The organism is Oceanobacillus jordanicus, from assembly GCF_022095695.1.
GTDB lineage: Bacteria > Bacillota > Bacilli > Bacillales > Amphibacillaceae > Oceanobacillus_B > Oceanobacillus_B jordanicus.
The window spans coordinates 49366-67270 of the sequence record NZ_JAIFZM010000013.1; the positions used below are offsets into that span (position 1 = coordinate 49366).

The window sequence follows — 17905 nt, forward strand, 5'->3', positions numbered from 1 at the left end:
TCTCCTATCCATTATTTAGTAAAGCATTTTTCCATTCATCGACCTTTGGCATAACATTTTTGGCGAAGTTTTCTAGCTCCTCCAATTGCGGAGAGCATTGTAGCAATAGTAAATCGACTCCAGCTTCTTCATATGCTATAATTTGCTCGGCTATTTGTTGCGGTGTGCCCACAAGATTTGGCCGTAGGCCCCTGTTCGATACGGAATAATCCTGCAGTTTTACCTGCTGTTCCAGTTGTGACATTGTTGTAAAGTCCTGAAACCCAGCGTACGCATCGGACTCTTTTACAGTTGTAATTCTCTCAAGCTCTCGTAATGCCTCTTCCTCTGTTTCACGGCAAATAACATAGGCAGCCATACCAAACGACTGTAACGGCTCCTTCCCTGCATGCTTTCTCCGTTCTTTCATATCGTTTATTTTTTGTCTCGCTTCTTCTACTGTATGTCCATGCATCACATAGGCATCACAATAGGTGGAAATAACCTCTTTTCCTTTGTCACTTTCACCGCCAGCATACAACACTGGGTTTGGTCGTTGTACGGGTTTTGGTGAAAGCTTTGTATTTTCAATTTGATAAAATTTTCCGTTGTAGGAGAATGACTCTTCCGTCCACAAACCTTTTAACACCTCAAGAAACTCTTCTGTTCGCTCATAACGGGCATCATGCTCTGTAAATTCTGCTCCATATTGCTTCGCTTCCTCTGCCCACCAGCCGGATACGACATTTAATGTAAAACGCCCATTGCTAATATGATCAATGTTGGCCGCCATTTTAGCTGTAACAGCGGGATTGTGAAAGACAGGACGAACGGCCGTCATAATCTCTATTTTTTCGGTTACAGCAGCTAGTGCTGCAGCAGTTGACCATGCTTCAATTGAATCTTCATTTGTCCCTTTAATATCATTTAAATAGAGTTCAGCAATCAATGTCGTGTCATAGCCCCATTTTTCTGCTGACTGAATTACTTGCTTTGCATAATTAAAAGTAGGTGGCATTTTCTCATCTTCTACATTACGTAGCCAACCTCCAAAAATCGGTAACCAAAATCCATATCTCATCTTCCCCACTCCTATTCTACAAATTGAAAATTAGAAAAACTCGCATTCTCTCGCTTTTTTGCGAATGTTTATGTTTTTCTTATACTTTGGACTTCAAAATTTTTACTACGTCGTTATTGCTTCCTAGTTGAAATTTTATACCTTCCTAACGTGCAAAAAAACTCTTTCCCGAAGAAAAGAGTTTAAAATTCTAATAGAACTTCATCCTCTTATCTTCCAAGCAATTGCTTGATGGAATTGGCACAGTATCTAACTAAACAGACCTGTTGCCGAGGCTTCAAAGGGCCATATCCCTCCACCTCTCTAGATAAGAAACATTATTATTTAATTGGTACTTAAAAGATTAGCGCAAAATGTTCGAACTGTCAATTAATTAAATTTTCCTAGTAAAAGCAAGGCTAAGGTCTTTCCGCAATAATACGAACAAGTCTATCTTCCACGTCTTTAGCAGCTTCTTCATCAAGCACATTATTAATCATAATAGAAAAAATATAATTCTCTCCTGACAGGGTCTGTAAATAACCAGATAGTGTAGTTACTCCAAAGATTGTTCCTGTTTTCGCTTCAACCTGGACGTCTCCCAACCGATTCCTTAGTGTTCCACCAACCATCTTGCCTGTCTCTCCTGCTACTGGGAGTGCGTTCTTGAAGGCAGGAAACCATGGCTTATCCTGTGCGATAAAAAGTAGTTTACTAAGTTCGTTTGCTGGAATGAGATTGACATGGGAAATACCCGAACCATCTCTAATCAATAACGTACTGCGATTTAACCCAAGTTTTTCTAGCTCCTCCTGCATAACCTCAAGTCCTTTTTCCCAGCTTCCTTCCTTTTGTACATGCTTTCCTATTTCCTTTATGAGCACTTCCCCGTGCACATTGTTGCTCAGCTTCATAAACGGTACAAGCAATTCTTTTAATGGTATAGAACTGTGTTGAAAAAGCAAGGAACTTTCATTAGGTGCTTTGCCAAGCATCACTTCCCCAGACCAAGTGATCCCTTTTGCTTTAAGTGCATCCTGAAAAAGGGCCATCGCATAGCTTGTCGGATCCCATACGGCCATATATTCTTTCACCGTTTCTGCCCCAGCTGGAACGGTGCCCGTAAGCGTGATTTCGTTTGACCCATGTTCTCGCTCCACTGTTAAATCCTCTTCCACTTTTTTGGAACTTGTCTCGGCTCGATTATGTATTGTTACATAGTTTGTGTTAGGTGACACGGTTATGATTGGCTTCTCCCCTGGCTCTGCACCGGCTGTTATGTGAAGCGTTACACTTCCCGCATCATAGTCCTCGTCAGGTGAGACAGTCAACGCCGAAATTTGTGCCCCGTAATGAAATGATTCGTCACTCCAAATTAAGTCAGGGGAAAGGCGTACGTTATCATACCAAGTATCATCTCCAATAAGATCTCCCTTGATATGCGTCACTCCAAGTCCTTGAAGCTGCTCTGCAAAACGGGTAAAATCTTTAGGTGTCAATGTCGGATCTCCTTTTCCTATAAGGTAAAGGTTTCCTTCTAGCTTGGCTCCTTTTTTAGCTCCATCTGTTTTTATTTCGGTAGAAAAGGTGTAGTCTTCTCCAAGAACCTCTAAGGCTGCAGCTGCTGTTAAAAGTTTCATATTGGATGCAGGACGAAGCCTTGTATCTCCAAGGTTTTCATATAGAAGCTCGCCAGATTTTGCATCCCGCACACTCATTCCAACTAATGCACCATTAAACATTGGTTCTGTTTCTAATTCGTTATCCAAACGCTGTTTCATTGTCCCCCGCTCCTCTATCGCATGTACTCTCATTTCTTCGGGCACTGAAGCAGCTAAGCAAAAGATGAGCAAGAGCATCCATACACGGCTGACATTTCTTTTTAACGTCATGTAAGCACCTCTTACATTTTATTGATCAGGCCCTATTCAGTATTTCCACAAAATAAGAAGGAAATCCTTGTTATTAGAAAAACTCGCATTCGCTCGTCTATTAACGAACGCGTACGTTTTTCTTATACTTGGCACTTCAAAATTTTAACTACGTGGTGATTGCTTTCTAGCTGAAATTTTATAATTTCCTAACGTACGAATAAAATGTTTATCCTTTATTCTTATGAACAATCCGGTAGTTGATGGTTAAAAAAGGTATCGAGAAAATGCGCATCTTATGTGTCGCTCTCAAACTCCCTTCCTGTTCTTCACCTACCACAAATGTTTCCTCTAGAGGAAGCGTTAGTACCTGCCTGCCAACAGCCAAATAGATCCCTGCTTGTTGCGCGTTTTCTTGTTGTTTACTTGTTAATTGCAGGTTTCCGTGCTTATTCTGCAATGCAAGGGTGCCAATCATAGTAGAGCCTGGAAGGGGTAGTGCAATATCCATGTAGGTTCTGTCCTCCCCTTCATGAAAAGAATAAATCGCGACAAATATTGTTTCCTCGTTCACCTTTCGCAGCCAGACACGTGGTTTTGTTCGTCCATCAACTGTTTCGCTAATCCCGATAATCCTCCCCGTCATCTCTACTTCCTTAGAAGAGAAAGGAAGATTAAGCTGCCCAATCCGCTTACTAATATGTTGATAGATCCAAGCAAAGGGCTTAAACCATCCGTGCCATTTCACTTGCGAAAAAAGCCTGTAATCATTGGTGTTTTCATAGAAATCAATCACCGATTTTGATAGACTCTCTCTTTCAATTTGCGGCTCGTAGATGTGCATGGAATCAACTAGCCCATTGTATGTATGCTCTACTTGTATAGTAGCTAGCACTTTTTCTCCGATAACCCGCTTTCCTCTTATGCGACTGACAGGGAATGATCGGTGCATCGCTTTTGGGCGAGGGCAGTTTATCATCCAGCCAATTAGCCCAACCATAGCAAATACGACTCCATTCATTACACCATGGAACCTGAGCATAAAGTCAATGCTTACATAAAACACACCTGTCATATTACCAAAGGCGTAGCATAGGGAGAACAAAATGGATATTCCCAACGCAGAAAAGGACAGCCGAATGAGCCATGCTTGTATCGAGCGGGAAAAGCTAGTTTTCCATGCTAAGGTGATCAAGCTGTAGATCCCTATCATATAAAGCATTACACCAAGTAACTCTAGTACAACCGCATACGAAATACCAACTGCTACAAGAATGGGTGCCAATAAGATAGCTATACCAGCCATTTTATAAAAACGGTTTTGGTTTAGTCTTCCTAAAAACCCTGCAAAAACCGGTAACAAGAAGGAAGCATAATGAAAATGGATGCCTGTTAACCAGGTTAAAATAGGAGAAAACCCAGTATCTAGCTGTACGACACTAGCGAAATACCAAGCCCCTCCAATTGCAAGGTACATGCAACCTATATCAATCATAAATTCTTCAAACCTGGCAAACCCACGCTGTAATAGTCGCTTTGCCCCAAAGCAAGTCACAAGTATCGTAAAAGCTAGATAAAAAAGCGCAAGGACGATATCCCAAGGTGTGCGCTGTGTCATTTCAAGCAAGAAAACAGCAGTTAGTCCAAGAAGAGCTGCATACGGCAGGATACGAAAAAACCGTTGCTCCGCTTTACCTAACAAGTGGAGAGTTAGTGGCACAAATACTAATTGGGCAATACTTAGCAATAAATAATACCATGGCCCAGTACCGAATAAAGTAAGAATTAAAAATAACCCAATCATGCCTATTGCTACTTTATTAAATGTCATAATGGCGAAACGCTCCCTCATAGGCGAAAATGATCCCAATTAGCGGGTTTTTCACTTGTACGCTAATCGTGTACGCCTCCTTTTCTTCTATGTATGCTTCTTTAACAGTTGCTTTCCCTTGAAAGATGCTTGGCAATGGAATCTCAACTGGACCAAGCAGCAAGTGCTGTCGCTTGGAAGTGATGGTGAGTGCTCCATGATCGACCGCCAGTTCCAGATCCGAATAAACAATGGGCGGTTCTCCCAGATAATCCTCGATAATAGCCTCCTTTGCATTAAAACGCATTAAGGCATTGAAATAGCGTTGTTTTTCACCAAAGTAAAAAATACGCTCCCAGTGCACTTGGGCCTCCCCATCTCTTCCGGTGCCCGGTGTGTTTTTTAACGTAAAAGGTACCCCTTTTCCTCTCTCTGGAAAAAGTAATTTTCTTTTTACACCAAACAAACCAAGCGGCAGTAAGCCTTTTGGCACACCTTTTATTCGTTTCATGACACCTCTTGCTTCAAATGGACGGTCTTGTAAATATGTATAGCGTTGTTGTAGTTTTGGGTGTAATTGGTAAAACGCTTGGCCTAATATTTGTTCGTAAATCGAGACGGTCATGTTAAGCTCCTTGCTTTCTTTTACAGTTTTTTGCAGTTGGTACCCCTCGACTTGCCATCCAGCCGACCCAGGTTAAAACAAGCAATGCCACGTTAAAGGTGAGGGCATTGAATGGCGCGGTAAGCTGCTCTGGAGCAGCAAAAATTGCTCCTACTGTTAGGAGTGGAAAAGCGATAAACTGCAGTCTGTACAGCTGACGTTTCCTTCGGTAGAATAGCCAGCCTACCCCGAATAATACTTCCAATATCCCAATTATTATCACGAGTATGATCGCTGGTTGTGTATCTACTGGAGCCACCTTTTGTAGCATGGACAGTTCTGCTGGATGCTGGTTTATGATCTTTGGCACTAAACCATGATAAATCCAGACAAAAGCGAAGAGAATAGTAGTGATCCAGTGGGTAAAAAACCGTGTATACTGTGCCCATGGTTGTTCCCCTTTTTCGAGCCACCGCTTTACAACATCAAAACTAAGCGCTGTAGCCCAGCCGATTAACGGGCGAAATAGCAGGTTATCAAAAAGACCTCCAAGTTTTCCATACCGTGTTTCATAATTGTATTGGGTGAGGAAGATGACGGTGTTATCACTTTCTGGCTTGTACTTCCAATACCCTCTTCCTTCTCGAATGAGAGAGATTTTCTGATCCGTGCCAAAATGCAGTGAAGACGTTCTTGCATCGTCCTCTGCTTGATAGCTTCCCACACTTTCGCCCCAGCCTTTAATACGTAATCCAAACCCAATTTTGGTTTGATACGAAAATCGCTGAGGATTTCCTTCCTTTTTTGGTAAATATGTAATGGAGGAAAATCGCAGGTCCCATTTTTCATGGAGGTCAGGGCGCTGGGTTGCCTCCCATAAAGATTCCATGTCTGTATGTATTGGTAATTCCACATAGATTGGTTTTGGCTTCATTATACCTCCCCTTAGAAATATGTTTATTTCAAATATAACATAGATTCCGTTATCTTTTTTCCTGTTTTCAAAGCTGGCGGAATAAGTAAGGTTCCCACCACATGTTAGGGTACAAATCGAAGCTTTCATAAATTACCATTGCTAAAACTAGGTCGATTGGCATATACTATTAGAACAAACGTTCTGTAAGAGGTGAAAGAAATGGACTACTCCAAATATGCTCGCAATGATGTGCTCTGTATTGATATGTTCTGTTATTATTATATAAACGATATATTAATAGTTTACAAATGTCAGCTAAAGATAGAGGTAGTAAGGTTGATGAGTATAGTGACAAGATTTGTTTTTGTAAACTATTTACTTTCATCAATAAGGGGTGGATTTATTGAAAAAAAATCAACATCGTTATGGTCTTTATGTAGAGATTGCCAAAGATAAAAATGAGTTAAGATACATGATCACTGATAATGGTATCCCTGTACAAGATGCCTGTCTTTGGTTGGACTTGATAAGTATTAATAGTTATTTAACGGGTGAGCGTTATGCCTACATTCTACTACGCTATTTTCGCTTTTTAAGAGCTAACAGAATGAATTACCGAGAAGTGGTTAATAAGAGGGTGGTAGAAGAATATATTAAAGATCTCCTCGGAATAGGTGAAAAGATTATTAATATAGAAGGACAGTTAACTTTTACTGCTTTAAGTACACATATCACAGTATTAAAGGCTTTTTACCACTGGTTAGAAGATGAACAAAAAGTATCAACAAATCCAGTATTATTAGGAAGTAAAAGAGTTAAACAGGTTCCTTTAGTGAATACAAAGTTACTCTATGGCCAGATATGGCAATTTGATATTGAGGAAACCATTCTTTCACGGGTTACATACAGAAGAAAAAGAAACCATCTTAAGTGGTACTCTGAAAAAGAAATATCAGCAATTCGAGATGAATTACCTACTTTAAGAGATGAAATCATATTTGCCATCAGTGTAGAGACCGGTATGCGTATCGGAGAAATTCTAGGCCTAAAGCTTGATCATTTTGACCCTTTTGAACAAACACTAGTAATAGTTAAACAAACAAACATTGAAAATCGTGCTCAAGCAAAAACAAATGAACGCACTCTACATATATACCAGTCGTTATCTGAAATGATCCAGGCCTATATTAGCACCGATAGACAAACAGCAGACTTATTTTATTCAAAATATTTGTTTTTAAATTCACAGGGACCACATAAAGGGCAGCCGCTTCGATCAAGAAATTTTTTGCGCATTTTAAAAAACGCAGGCTATAGGGCTGGGTTGAAGAAAGAAGAATTACGAACTCACAGTGGACGAAGTACACGTGCACAACAGCTAGTAGAATTAATGAGGGAAAAACCTGAATTAGGTATTACAAAGACATTTATTGAAGAAGAACTAGGATGGAAAAGTGTGAAGAGCATTAAAACCTATGAAAAAGGTTATTCCTCGCGACAAAAAAGAAAAATTTTGGAGAGAATCTACCCCATTATTCTGGAGGGAAAAAACCATTCCCTAGAGGAAGGAGAAAACTAGAGTGATGATAGAACTCGTTAAAGAGGGATCTTTACGTTGCACAATTTTGCTTAATAATACTGAGATATCACTCCATTGGAAAAAGGGATTTCAGTTGCTGAAACAATATATTTCAGCCTTGGATGAAGCTCTAAGTATACAAGATATAGAAATCATATCTAGATTACCAGAAAAATTTGGTGAGAACACACCTCGAGTATTATATAAAATTTCAGAACATTCATATTTTAATGATCGATTTGTAAATCTCTTCGTAAAGGTTGGTGAGAAATTCTTAGAAGAAGGAACTCATTTCACAAAAAGTGCTTTTTGCAAATTTTTAAGCCCATACAGTAAAGAAACTAACTACTTGGGAGTATTACTTAGAGACAGTTCACCCTTTAATGATGGTATGAATCAGTTTAATAATGTTGTTAAATCAGTATTGACAAATGCACTAAATAAACGGTCTAGTAAAAAAATATATAAAATTTATAAAACCATTAAATTTGAACAGTTCTTTAAATTAGCCACTTGTGAATTGTCTAAAGAGTTTAAAGCTTACCTTAATCATTGCATGGATCTTTTGGCACATGAGGGAAGAACAGTAAGTTTTCATGCACTTCTAATCACTGCAATACAGGTAAGAATTGAATTTCCCTGGTTAAATTTACAACAACAGGAATTCATCATAAATATCATAAAAGCTTGGCGAGACGCTAACGAGAAAAATAATCAACAACTTAGTATGGAGATTGGAGCTAATAATTGGACCATTCCTTATATCGATGTACAAACAACTCGAGTAATTAATATAGATTTTTCGAACCTCTACGAAATGAAACTTGAAGTACAACATTACTTACTTTATTGGTATGAGAATGGAGAATCACCTAAGGCTCTTTCCAGAAGGTACCACACATTATGTCGTGTAACGAATGCGATTAAAATTATCGGTGTAAAATATACTTCATTTCTTGATATAACATATGTTGAATCATTACAAATTCTCGATTGTCTTCAACTGATGAAAGCTACCAATGGAAGAAGAAAATATAACATAAGCTCAATTAGTGATGCTTTTAGTGAACTAAGGATATTATTTGACTGGTTGAAAGAAAAAAGCAATCGATCCTCCCTTCGTAATCCGTTTCGACGTATTATATTTTCTAATGTTGACGGTTTTACCAAGAACAGTGTATATATTCCAGATGAGGTTGTAAAACAAATATCAGCTGTTATTCATGATTGCCCTGTTCACGTGCAAAGAACATGGCTTATCATGATGCATACAGGAATGAGGGCTGGAGACGTATTAAAACTTAAAAGTGATTGCTTAACATTCAATGAAAAGGAAAAACTTCACTATATAAATTTCATTCCGAGCAAAACTTTTAAACAACGCAGGAAATCAGGACTTGAAGATTACCACAGTGTCCCCCTCTTAAGTCAAGAAGTGGTTGATATAATTCAACTACAAATCATGGAGACGGAATTGTTACGTGTTACTGGGAAAACGCCATTTATTTTTGTGAAATTAGCAAACAGTCGACGACACGACAAAGATATGACTATTACTGGGCACCAAGGAACTACGATTGCAAATTCTATCAATAGATGTATTAAACGACACAGTATTAAGGATGTTAATGGTCATTATTGGCATTATACAAACCACCAGTGTAGAAAAACTTTAGCCGTTAAGCTTCTTACATCCGGCAGTTCAATAGCAGATGTCGGTGAAATCCTTGGTCATCAAAATGAAAATACAACTCGTCAATATTATCAAGATGTTGATGCACTTAAGATTGCAGAATTAGATCGTGAATTATTTGAAAAACTCTTTGATGACATTGATGAGGAAATTCGTAGAGCTTATACCACAACTGAATTTGAACAACTGAAGAAGGAAATTTTGACGGGTTCACGCGAAACTCCTGAAGGGCATGGTAGTTGCCTAAAGCATGTATCTTTTGGCCCTTGTCAGAAACGCTCATGTGTTGGTTGCTCTTTGCTTTTAACAGGCCCTCAAAAGTTACCGATGTGGCGTAAACTCTATGTTGAGCAAAAAGCTTACCTGGAAGACATGATTCAAATAATGAAAAAACAAGGTATTCATAACTATGAGGTCTACCGAGATTATCAAGCTGAAAACCATTTACTTTCCTTGTATGCTGATACAATTAATAAAATAGAATCATTTATAAAAGAAAGGATGCCAAAGTATGACGAAAAATAATTTGGTGTTTGAAACCTTGCCTCTTTACAACAAACAGAGCCTGGAGGAATTACTTAAGAACCGAATAAACCAATTAGGTGATTTCTCATTTGAAGATGATAAGTGGTATTATAGCAAAAAGAATGATAACCCCTTAAGAAAAGAAGATTTCATAGTGAATTTTTATCAAGTACCTATCCAGTACAAAAATGAATTAAAATATTATGCATTATTATCAACCGGTCTTCCAAGAGTTATTAGAACCAAATGTAACAAGATATCACAATTTCTTAAATTCATTGATAAGACCTATCTTGAATTAACTATAGCAGAGATTACACGGTCTCATGTGAACGCTTACGAATATCAATTAAGACTAAAAAACTCTGCTACATACGTTAAACAGGGATATTACGCTGCTATTCAAGATTTTTTTATGAAACTTACTGATTTTGATGATACACCCAATACTGTTCCAACTAAGAACATTAATCCTTTTCGATATATTAAAGAAAAAAGTAAGAGAAAGCCTATTCCTAAAAAAGTTATACGCTCTTGGGATCGGGTAATGAAAGATCAAGATATCCCTATTCCTCTCGAATTTCGTACATTCTATTGGTTAATACGTTCCTTTCCAAACCGTATTTCTGAATTACTTTCTATGAGAAGGGATTGTTTGAAATCGTTTTACAGTGAGTACTTAATCCAGATCCCAACTACTAAGCAAAGCGGTGGTTTTATTCAAGAAGAAATTAAAACCATACCTGTAGCATACAGTGGCCATGGGAAATACGTAATTAATCTAATCCAACAACTTCAAGAGCAAACGGAAGAATTGTTGCTGAAAAATAATATAGAAGAAGATATAAGAACTGATTTTTTATTTATTGTTCAACAATGGGGGTTTAAAAATAACGGAGATAAGCCTAGTGTACGCTATTATGACCAAATATTTCACTTGAAAAAACATAAAATTAATGCATTATTTAAACAACTTGCTGAAATTTTAGATTTTCGAGACGATTTAAACCAACTTATTATTCCTACGTCACACCAATTTCGTCATAATGCAGTAACGGATCGTGCTTATGCTGTAGGTTATACTATGGAACAAATTCGACGGCTAACTGGACACAAGAATGAGGTAATGCCTAAGCACTATACACATCAACTTATTGAAAAACATAAGGAAATCCACCTTGGTATCGAGAACCTTCGTTCTTCTAATGTCAGTCCAGTTGAATTTCGTGGGAAAATAATGAATCTTGATGAACGTACTACAAAACAACTTTCAAGGGACCCAAGGCGTTATCTTACATGGGAGGCTAATGGAAAAAAAGGTGTCGGTATCTGTAGTGATATAACTGGTTGTAACCCAAAGGGAACTTCAGTTCATTTTGAGTGTTATGCTTGTGATTGGTTCGTACCCAAATTGGAATATTTAAAGGATTATAAAGCTGAATACGAGTACTGGATGGATGTGGTTGACCGAACATCTGGAGACACTAAACGTGCTGCACATTTTGAAAATGCTATTCGGAATGTAAGTTATTTAGAACGCATCTTAAAAATTTGTAAAAATGGAATTGAACATTTTAAAGAGGAGAAGCTCCAAGAACAACTTGATAAATTTAATACTCCTCCAGTTTGGGAGTGAAATATATGCCTAATGAAGGGTTACAATTGTTACAACAGAAAAAGCGTGAAGATAGTATCGAACGTGTAAGTTGGGCACTACAATACCTTAAGGATTTAGAAGGACCACATTGTCGTATTACAGCAGTCAAGCTAGCTGACATCGCTGGTTTAAGTAGGGCAGCTTTATATAAGCCCCATTTACGGATTTTGTGGGATAAAAACTGGTCTAAATCTGAAAAAGAAAGAAAAGCTAAGAAGGAGTCCGAACATTATAATCAAGAAAAGCAACAATTAGAAAAAGAAATAATTCATTTAGAGAAAAAGCTCCAAAAAGGTGATAATCAGATTACCAGATTAACTCAGTTAATAGAAAAAGAAAAAGCAAGAGCCAATGTCTACCGTGGTGATTATGAAGAACTTAAAGAAAAACATCAGAGGCTCCTTCTCCATAACCTTCGCCTTCTTCGTAAACTACATGTTCTCGGTATTGACACCTCTGATCTTACAGACCAGTCCTTATATGGGGATGAAGACATTGACTAATTCAATGTCTTCATCATTTTAAAGAAAAGATATGTCTAAAATTTCATTGAAATTAATCCACTCGTCTCTGTCTTTGCATTTTATTAGTACTTTATCCCGTTCAGGTGATATTTTCTTTACTTTCCCAACAATATAGGTGTCCTCGTATAGATTGAAGATCTGCATCTTAACATCTTTATTTCGTTTCATAGCCTCCCCAATACTGTGAGAAAATAATTCAATTTGTTGTTCATCAAGAATAGGTTTTGTTGTTTTGTGTAGCTCTTTTTGGTGTTGTTGAAGCACTTCTTTATGTTCAGGTAACACCATCCGGCTTGACTCCCATAATAAATTAGAACCTGGGGTAAGTTTGTTAAGTTTCACTTTAGCTTCCTCCTATATTAAGGTTATTTATAGTGACCACCAATTTTTTCAGCTCGGGCAAAAGCTTGACCTGATTTAGTTAGTGAAGACGCACGGACAATAGCTGTTTGACCATATTTAGAACGGATTACATCCATTGCTTGGTTTAATTCTTCTTTTCTCATGGAAAAGTCAAAAAGACTTAACTGAAATGAATCTGCTGATTGCAATTGAGATAATGTAATACCTGCACTTCTTATCGGTAATCTATCCCAATGTGTACAAAATAATTTAAAAGCAGCTTTAAAAATGTCCATCCCAAAATTAGTAGGTGTTGTTAATTTCACTTGCCGATGGAAGCCAGTAGGGTTCTCAAAATCAGCTCCCCTTACTCCCACCGATACAGTATTACCCCGATAGTTTTTCGCTCGAACTCGTTGGGCAACTTCTTCACTTAGCTCCAACAGTATTACTTTAATTTCTTCGAGTGTTCCATAGTCCCTCGGTAAGGTTGTTTGATGACCAATGGCCTTTTGGTTTACATGGGTATTTACTGTTACAGGTGAGTAGTCAATGCCGTTCGCAATTTGCCATAAAACCTCTCCATTAATCCCCCATCTCTTTTTAAGGATATGAACAGGAAATTGTGCTAACTGACCAATTCTCTGAATACCCATTCGCCCTAAATGATGTTCCATTCGACTCCCGACACCAAACATTTTTCCAATGGGGAGTGGCCACATTTGTTCTTTCATATTTGCAGAATCTAATTGGAAAATACCCTCTTTATTTTTCTTTGCAAAAGCATCACAAGCAATTTTTGCCAGCACCTTGTTTGGACCAATACCGATTCGGCTATATACACCAGTACCCTCCTGGATTGCGATTTGAAGTCTTTGAGCAATCTCTAAGGGATCCCCAAATAACCGTTGACTACCTGTAACGTCTAGGAATTGCTCGTCTATAGAAAAGGCTTCAACCAGGTCGGTAAACTGCTCTAATATCTGTGTAATTTGGTATGAAACCTCAATATATCGTTGCATACGGGGCCTTACAATAATTGCTTCTGAGCACTTTATTTTAGCCTGCCACAATGGTTCGGCAGTTTTTACTCCAGCCTCCTTTGCCAATGGACATGCAGCTAAAATAATGCCACTTCTTCTTTCTGGGTCTCCAGATACAATTAAAGGCTTACCTTGAAACTTTGGGTTATCTGCTTTCTCAACAGAAGCATAGAACGTTTGCATATCTACTAAAAAAATAACTTTTTTCATAAGAAACCTCCAAATTAAAGGGAACGAGTGTTTGCATTTATATTATATGCGAATATATGTTCTTTATTCAATAAATAATAATAAAATTTAAATGGAAATTTTAGTAATTATTGTAACTAGAGCCGAAATAAGAGTTCTCCCAACAAAATTCAAAAAACACACGCTAGGGAGAACATCAGTAAATTACAAATTTACAATTGTAAGGTAACACTTTGATGGAGAATTTCTTTGGCGTTTCAAGCAAGAAGCGTATTACGGGGAAATTAGTAAGCTATAAGGACTTAAGTAGGTGGATTGAAGAATATATCTACTGGTACCTACCATGAACGATCAGAAAAAAATTGGCTGGATTGAGCTCAGTGGAATACCGAACTCATACCAGCCAACCAGGTGCATAGAGTGAACTTTTATCTCATATACGTAAACACCCTAAGTCTTTTCTCTTCTGGTTTAAACTGTGAGATATAGTTATTTCTATCCAACTCACTTAGTAGTGCTTTATTCAGATCGTTATTGAGAATGGTTGGTCTTTTTCCACCTTCCGTGATGTCAGCATAAGGGGGGCCGAGCGCTTTTAATAACTCTGTGATTTTATCCTGTTCCAAGGTTTTCACCTGGCTTGTTAAAAGCCTTATCTTGCATTTCTTTGTAATATCGAAGGCGAACAGAGCGTCTGTTAATGCTGCGCCAGCCTCCATACCCTGATAAACGATAAACTCGGCTACTTCTACCGCAAAATCGAGCGCCTCGTCTGATTCTGATAAGATCACAGGATCGATTTGTTTCACCAGATTCTTTTTGTAGGTGTCGAGAACATCAGAGTGGAATAACGCATCGATTTCCTCTAGATTAAGGGCATAATCGTCCTGATGATTGACAAACCTCTCTATATTTTCCTCGATTAAAAACAAATGTAATTCGGGGTGATTCGCTTTAATATCCTCATAGTTTTCCACTGTTAAAGATAATACCTTATTTTTAATCATGATTCTTACGCGAGCTTCAGGTAAACCATTTGTTGTATAGAAATTCCATTTTGTGATACTGGCTGCTAACTTTTCAAACGAAGCATTTTTAATCTCCTCGGATTTCATGATCTCTTCTGAAAGCATATGGCGGTCCTCTTTCTCCATCGCATCCTCATCTGCTAAACGGTACTTAGCAAGTTCGCTGGCGTGGTAGGGATCATTTAGGTAGTCAACCATTGTCTCGTCAAAGGTTTGTCTCACTTTGAAATAATGAAAAACATTGTGCCAGCTGGTAGTAAGTTTATCTTTTTCTAGTAGAACCTTCCACAATTCCTGATCGACCTCGGTAATATCTTGAATCTGCAAGGCTTGCTGGTCAATAATGCGCTCCTTTAAGCTCTTATATAGATCGTTTCTATTTAATAATTCTATGATTTCATCTTCTGTCTCCTGGCTGATTTCTTGACCCAACAAAACCTCACTGACAAACACATTTATATTTTGGTCAATGTAAGCAAGGACATTTTCTACATTTGCATCCACTATAGCAGAATAAGTTAAGTTGCTAACTTTTCCCTGTAAAATATCAGACAGTGTTTGCTTATTAATTTGATAAAGATTTTTCTCTACAACATAATTAAACAATTCCTCCTTCGGTCTGAGGTGCGCTGTATTTGTAAATTTGACCAGGATCCTGGAGAGAATGGCTTGTTCTTTTACGGATGGTAAATCCTCTGCCACCTTGAGATAATCCTCAAGATCTGCAAGATAGGCTGACAGTTTGTCCTCCTTATTGAGTTCCTCAATATCGGCGACATCAGCGAAAAGCAGAATATCCGCTAAAAAGACTTGAATCTCCTCATCTGATAGGTTAGATGCTTCCTCGATATACACCCATATATTATCCCAGTTACGACAAAGCGCTTTTATAAACGATTGTTTATGTACTGTTCTTTCCTTAAATCCAGTAATGAATTGAAAGGAAGTGTCCTTTTCGTTCGTCAATTGGTCCAGGATCACCTTGAAAAGTTCCTGATACTGGTTTTTTTCTAGAATAAAATCCACTAAATCAAAATTGAGTATTTCTGACTGTTTAAATTCACTAATTCTTAGGCGCGAAATAATTTTTTCGACATGTTGTAAGGAATACGAGAAGTCACGAGCCTTATAATTTTTAACGCTAAGAATAAAGTCCATATCCCTTTTGGTCAAACTACCCGGGTAGAAATATGAAATATAATGATGGTAAGTATCATCGATATATCCATGCCGCAAGAGATAAACGAGCAGATCCTTCTTCAACAGCTCTGCTGGGAATACTTCCGTGTCGCTTTTAGCAATCAGTTCTTTTAAGGATAAATCATAAACTTCCGTTTTCTCACGTTTTAATTGCGAGATTTGCTGCTTAAGGGCCTCCAGTTTGTCTTCCTTTTTTAATTCAATACTTGTTTCTCTTTCAAAGTAATTGTCTTTCGAACCAAACACTGTTGCGATTTCATCAATAGTGCCAGTTTTATTGCCATTTCCGATGTTATAACTGACGTGTTGCGCATTCTTTAATTGTTCAAAAAAACTCGCCGTAATGGTTGCGTTGTTCCCAAAGTTAGTAGAGTTAATTCGAATATACTGATTATAACTACCTGTTCTAGCATTCAAGCCTAGTAAATAGATCTGCTGCAATTCCTCGATAGAAATCAGCTGTTCTTCCTTTGTCGCTTCAATTTTCTCCTCCATCTGTTTTATTCTGTCATCAAGCACCGTCAATTGTTGCTCAATGATCGTATCCTTCTGCTTCATCATTTGATAAACAAGCCCCCGACTATATTGGAGTTGGGAAAAATCAGCCGGATACAGATTTTTATAAATGATCAACCCGAGCAGCTTGTTCGTATCAAGTTCAAGGTCTCCCCCAAGTTTTTTCTTATAAATATCGAACTCCGTATAAATATTTTTTAGAATCCGCATATCATCTACATAGAGGCTAACATCCTGGAGGAAATTCGGATCTATATCGTCAATATATGGAGACTCTATTAATCTGTCATGTAACACCTCCACGGAATTGGAAGCATGTAGAATTGGAATTACAGGGATGATGAAATCAAAAAACTTTGTCCGGTTGCGGCTATGTTCAACTGTATCTATCTGGCCAAAGATATCATCCTTAATTGCATAAATAAAAACTACGCGCCTTTTTACAAGCTCGGAATTATTAATAAGTGCATTGAGCTCCCTTAACCGTTCAAAAATGTCAAGACTATCAAACCGATCTAGGTCCTCAAATAGCACAACATCATATTTAGTTGCTTGAAAGAAATAAAGGATTTCATCAATGAACCTATCAAAAATCGAATTGTCAAAATTGGTTTTATCCATCTCTAGTGAAGCATTCGCAATTGTTACCTTATTAAAATTGAAGTTGCCACGCAAAAATCGGTACATTTGTTTTAACAGGAAAAAACCATAGACACTAATGAAAAAGAGCAATAGAATAGATCCCATCAATGACAACGTTTCCTCACTCTGATTGAGGACAGTATTTTCATAGAGTGTCCCAAATAGATTTGGGACAAAAAAATAGATAGCCCCTGCAATAAAAGCGAGAAATAAGAAGAGCTGCTGAATCGTTTGTCTACTCTTCATATGTTTAATCTTTCTGAACCTAGAGAATGGGATAGTCCTATCCCGGACTCTATATATCATTTGCTGAAGGATACTCTTTTCTAACGCTCGTTCATCCTCCAGGCCGCCCCCTACTTCGTTATTGCCAGATGGTATGTTGATTTTACTCCCAAAGGTTGCAAGAGAAATGTTCAAAAAGTGATAGGTCTGCTTGTGATTTTTCTCAAAGGTTTTCAAAATACTACTTTTTCCCGAGCCATACGGACCGGTAATCGCAATGTTTTGTACCTTCTCATTTTCTAAGCCAGACCGAATGGCCCTAGCATAAATGCCATCCTTATCAATATCATCATTTGGCGTCAAATCATCATATAAGGGTGTAACAGGAGGGTCTTTTAATTTGCCGATAATCTTCTCCAACGAACAAACCACCCACCTCTTCCACCTACCTTTCCACGAACCCAACATAGAAGCCTCCTTCGTTCTATAAGAATATGTCTAT

Annotated in this window: 12 protein-coding genes and 1 riboswitch; of the genes, 4 read left to right on the forward strand and 8 right to left on the reverse strand. The window is 37.9% G+C overall.

Translation table 11 applies throughout. From position 1 onward, the window contains the following. Nucleotides 1–4: 4 nt before the first annotated feature. From K3T81_RS14685 to K3T81_RS14705, 5 genes are all read right to left on the reverse strand, one after another. Nucleotides 5–1060 (reverse strand): LLM class flavin-dependent oxidoreductase, encoded by a 1056-nt coding sequence (locus K3T81_RS14685; protein ID WP_238020749.1) that lies wholly within the window; start codon nucleotides 1058–1060, stop codon nucleotides 5–7. Nucleotides 1061–1266: 206 nt separating this feature from the next. Continuing rightward, nucleotides 1267–1374: riboswitch (SAM riboswitch) on the reverse strand. An 84-nt stretch (nucleotides 1375–1458) separates the two neighbouring features. Next, nucleotides 1459–2931: a D-alanyl-D-alanine carboxypeptidase/D-alanyl-D-alanine endopeptidase gene (gene dacB, locus K3T81_RS14690; RefSeq protein WP_238020754.1), complete on the reverse strand. Its 1473-nt coding sequence runs from the start codon at nucleotides 2929–2931 to the stop codon at nucleotides 1459–1461. A gap of 208 nt (nucleotides 2932–3139) precedes the next feature. Further along, entirely contained in the window at nucleotides 3140–4741 is a 1602-nt protein-coding gene (locus K3T81_RS14695) for a YndJ family protein (protein ID WP_238020756.1), read from the reverse strand. Beyond that, on the reverse strand, nucleotides 4731–5345 hold the full coding sequence (locus K3T81_RS14700) for a DUF4166 domain-containing protein (protein ID WP_238020758.1): 615 nt from the start codon (nucleotides 5343–5345) through the stop codon (nucleotides 4731–4733). The genes K3T81_RS14695 and K3T81_RS14700 overlap by 11 nt, the downstream gene beginning before the upstream one ends. A gap of 1 nt (nucleotide 5346) precedes the next feature. Next, nucleotides 5347–6258, reverse strand: a complete 912-nt coding sequence (locus K3T81_RS14705) for a DoxX-like family protein (RefSeq protein WP_238020759.1) — start codon at nucleotides 6256–6258, stop codon at nucleotides 5347–5349. Between the two features lie 376 nt (nucleotides 6259–6634). Here K3T81_RS14705 and K3T81_RS14710 point away from each other — a divergent pair, with 376 nt between their 5' ends. From K3T81_RS14710 to K3T81_RS14725, 4 genes are read left to right on the forward strand one after another with little or no spacing between them, the layout of a single operon-like run. Next, the gene (locus K3T81_RS14710; protein WP_238020764.1) at nucleotides 6635–7819 is read left to right on the forward strand and encodes a tyrosine-type recombinase/integrase; all 1185 of its coding nucleotides are present in this window, start codon (nucleotides 6635–6637) and stop codon (nucleotides 7817–7819) included. 4 nt (nucleotides 7820–7823) lie between these two features. Then, nucleotides 7824–10037 (forward strand): tyrosine-type recombinase/integrase, encoded by a 2214-nt coding sequence (locus K3T81_RS14715; protein WP_238020817.1) that lies wholly within the window; start codon nucleotides 7824–7826, stop codon nucleotides 10035–10037. Further along, nucleotides 10024–11673: a tyrosine-type recombinase/integrase gene (locus K3T81_RS14720; RefSeq protein ID WP_238020766.1), complete on the forward strand. Its 1650-nt coding sequence runs from the start codon at nucleotides 10024–10026 to the stop codon at nucleotides 11671–11673. The genes K3T81_RS14715 and K3T81_RS14720 overlap by 14 nt, the downstream gene beginning before the upstream one ends. Before the next feature lie 5 nt (nucleotides 11674–11678). Further along, nucleotides 11679–12197, forward strand: a complete 519-nt coding sequence (locus tag K3T81_RS14725) for a DUF6262 family protein (protein WP_238020768.1) — start codon at nucleotides 11679–11681, stop codon at nucleotides 12195–12197. An 18-nt stretch (nucleotides 12198–12215) separates the two neighbouring features. Here K3T81_RS14725 and K3T81_RS14730 read toward each other — a convergent pair whose 3' ends face one another. The 3 genes from K3T81_RS14730 to K3T81_RS14740 form a co-directional block, all read right to left on the reverse strand. Beyond that, complete coding sequence (locus tag K3T81_RS14730) at nucleotides 12216–12560, reverse strand: YolD-like family protein (protein WP_238020769.1); 345 nt, start codon at nucleotides 12558–12560, stop codon at nucleotides 12216–12218. A gap of 23 nt (nucleotides 12561–12583) precedes the next feature. After that, the gene (locus K3T81_RS14735) at nucleotides 12584–13813 is read right to left on the reverse strand and encodes a DNA polymerase IV (RefSeq protein WP_238020770.1); all 1230 of its coding nucleotides are present in this window, start codon (nucleotides 13811–13813) and stop codon (nucleotides 12584–12586) included. A 407-nt stretch (nucleotides 13814–14220) separates the two neighbouring features. Beyond that, nucleotides 14221–17871 carry a YobI family P-loop NTPase gene (locus K3T81_RS14740; RefSeq protein ID WP_476703943.1) on the reverse strand — a complete coding sequence of 1217 codons (3651 nt, stop codon included), beginning with the start codon at nucleotides 17869–17871 and terminating at the stop codon, nucleotides 14221–14223. Nucleotides 17872–17905: the final 34 nt, after the last annotated feature.

Bases quoted from the DNA above. Each gene is read 5' to 3' on its own strand.
- K3T81_RS14740 (WP_476703943.1), bottom strand. From the start codon at position 17,871: ATGTTGGGTTCGTGGAAAGGTAGGTGGAAGAGGTGGGTGGTTTGTTCG.
- K3T81_RS14700 (WP_238020758.1), bottom strand. From the start codon at position 5,345: ATGACCGTCTCGATTTACGAACAAATATTAGGCCAAGCGTTTTACCAA.
- K3T81_RS14685 (WP_238020749.1), bottom strand. From the start codon at position 1,060: ATGAGATATGGATTTTGGTTACCGATTTTTGGAGGTTGGCTACGTAAT.
- dacB (WP_238020754.1), bottom strand. From the start codon at position 2,931: ATGACGTTAAAAAGAAATGTCAGCCGTGTATGGATGCTCTTGCTCATC.
- K3T81_RS14695 (WP_238020756.1), bottom strand. From the start codon at position 4,741: ATGACATTTAATAAAGTAGCAATAGGCATGATTGGGTTATTTTTAATT.
- K3T81_RS14715 (WP_238020817.1), top strand. From the start codon at position 7,824: ATGATAGAACTCGTTAAAGAGGGATCTTTACGTTGCACAATTTTGCTT.
- K3T81_RS14705 (WP_238020759.1), bottom strand. From the start codon at position 6,258: ATGAAGCCAAAACCAATCTATGTGGAATTACCAATACATACAGACATG.
- K3T81_RS14735 (WP_238020770.1), bottom strand. From the start codon at position 13,813: ATGAAAAAAGTTATTTTTTTAGTAGATATGCAAACGTTCTATGCTTCT.
- K3T81_RS14720 (WP_238020766.1), top strand. From the start codon at position 10,024: ATGACGAAAAATAATTTGGTGTTTGAAACCTTGCCTCTTTACAACAAA.
- K3T81_RS14725 (WP_238020768.1), top strand. From the start codon at position 11,679: ATGCCTAATGAAGGGTTACAATTGTTACAACAGAAAAAGCGTGAAGAT.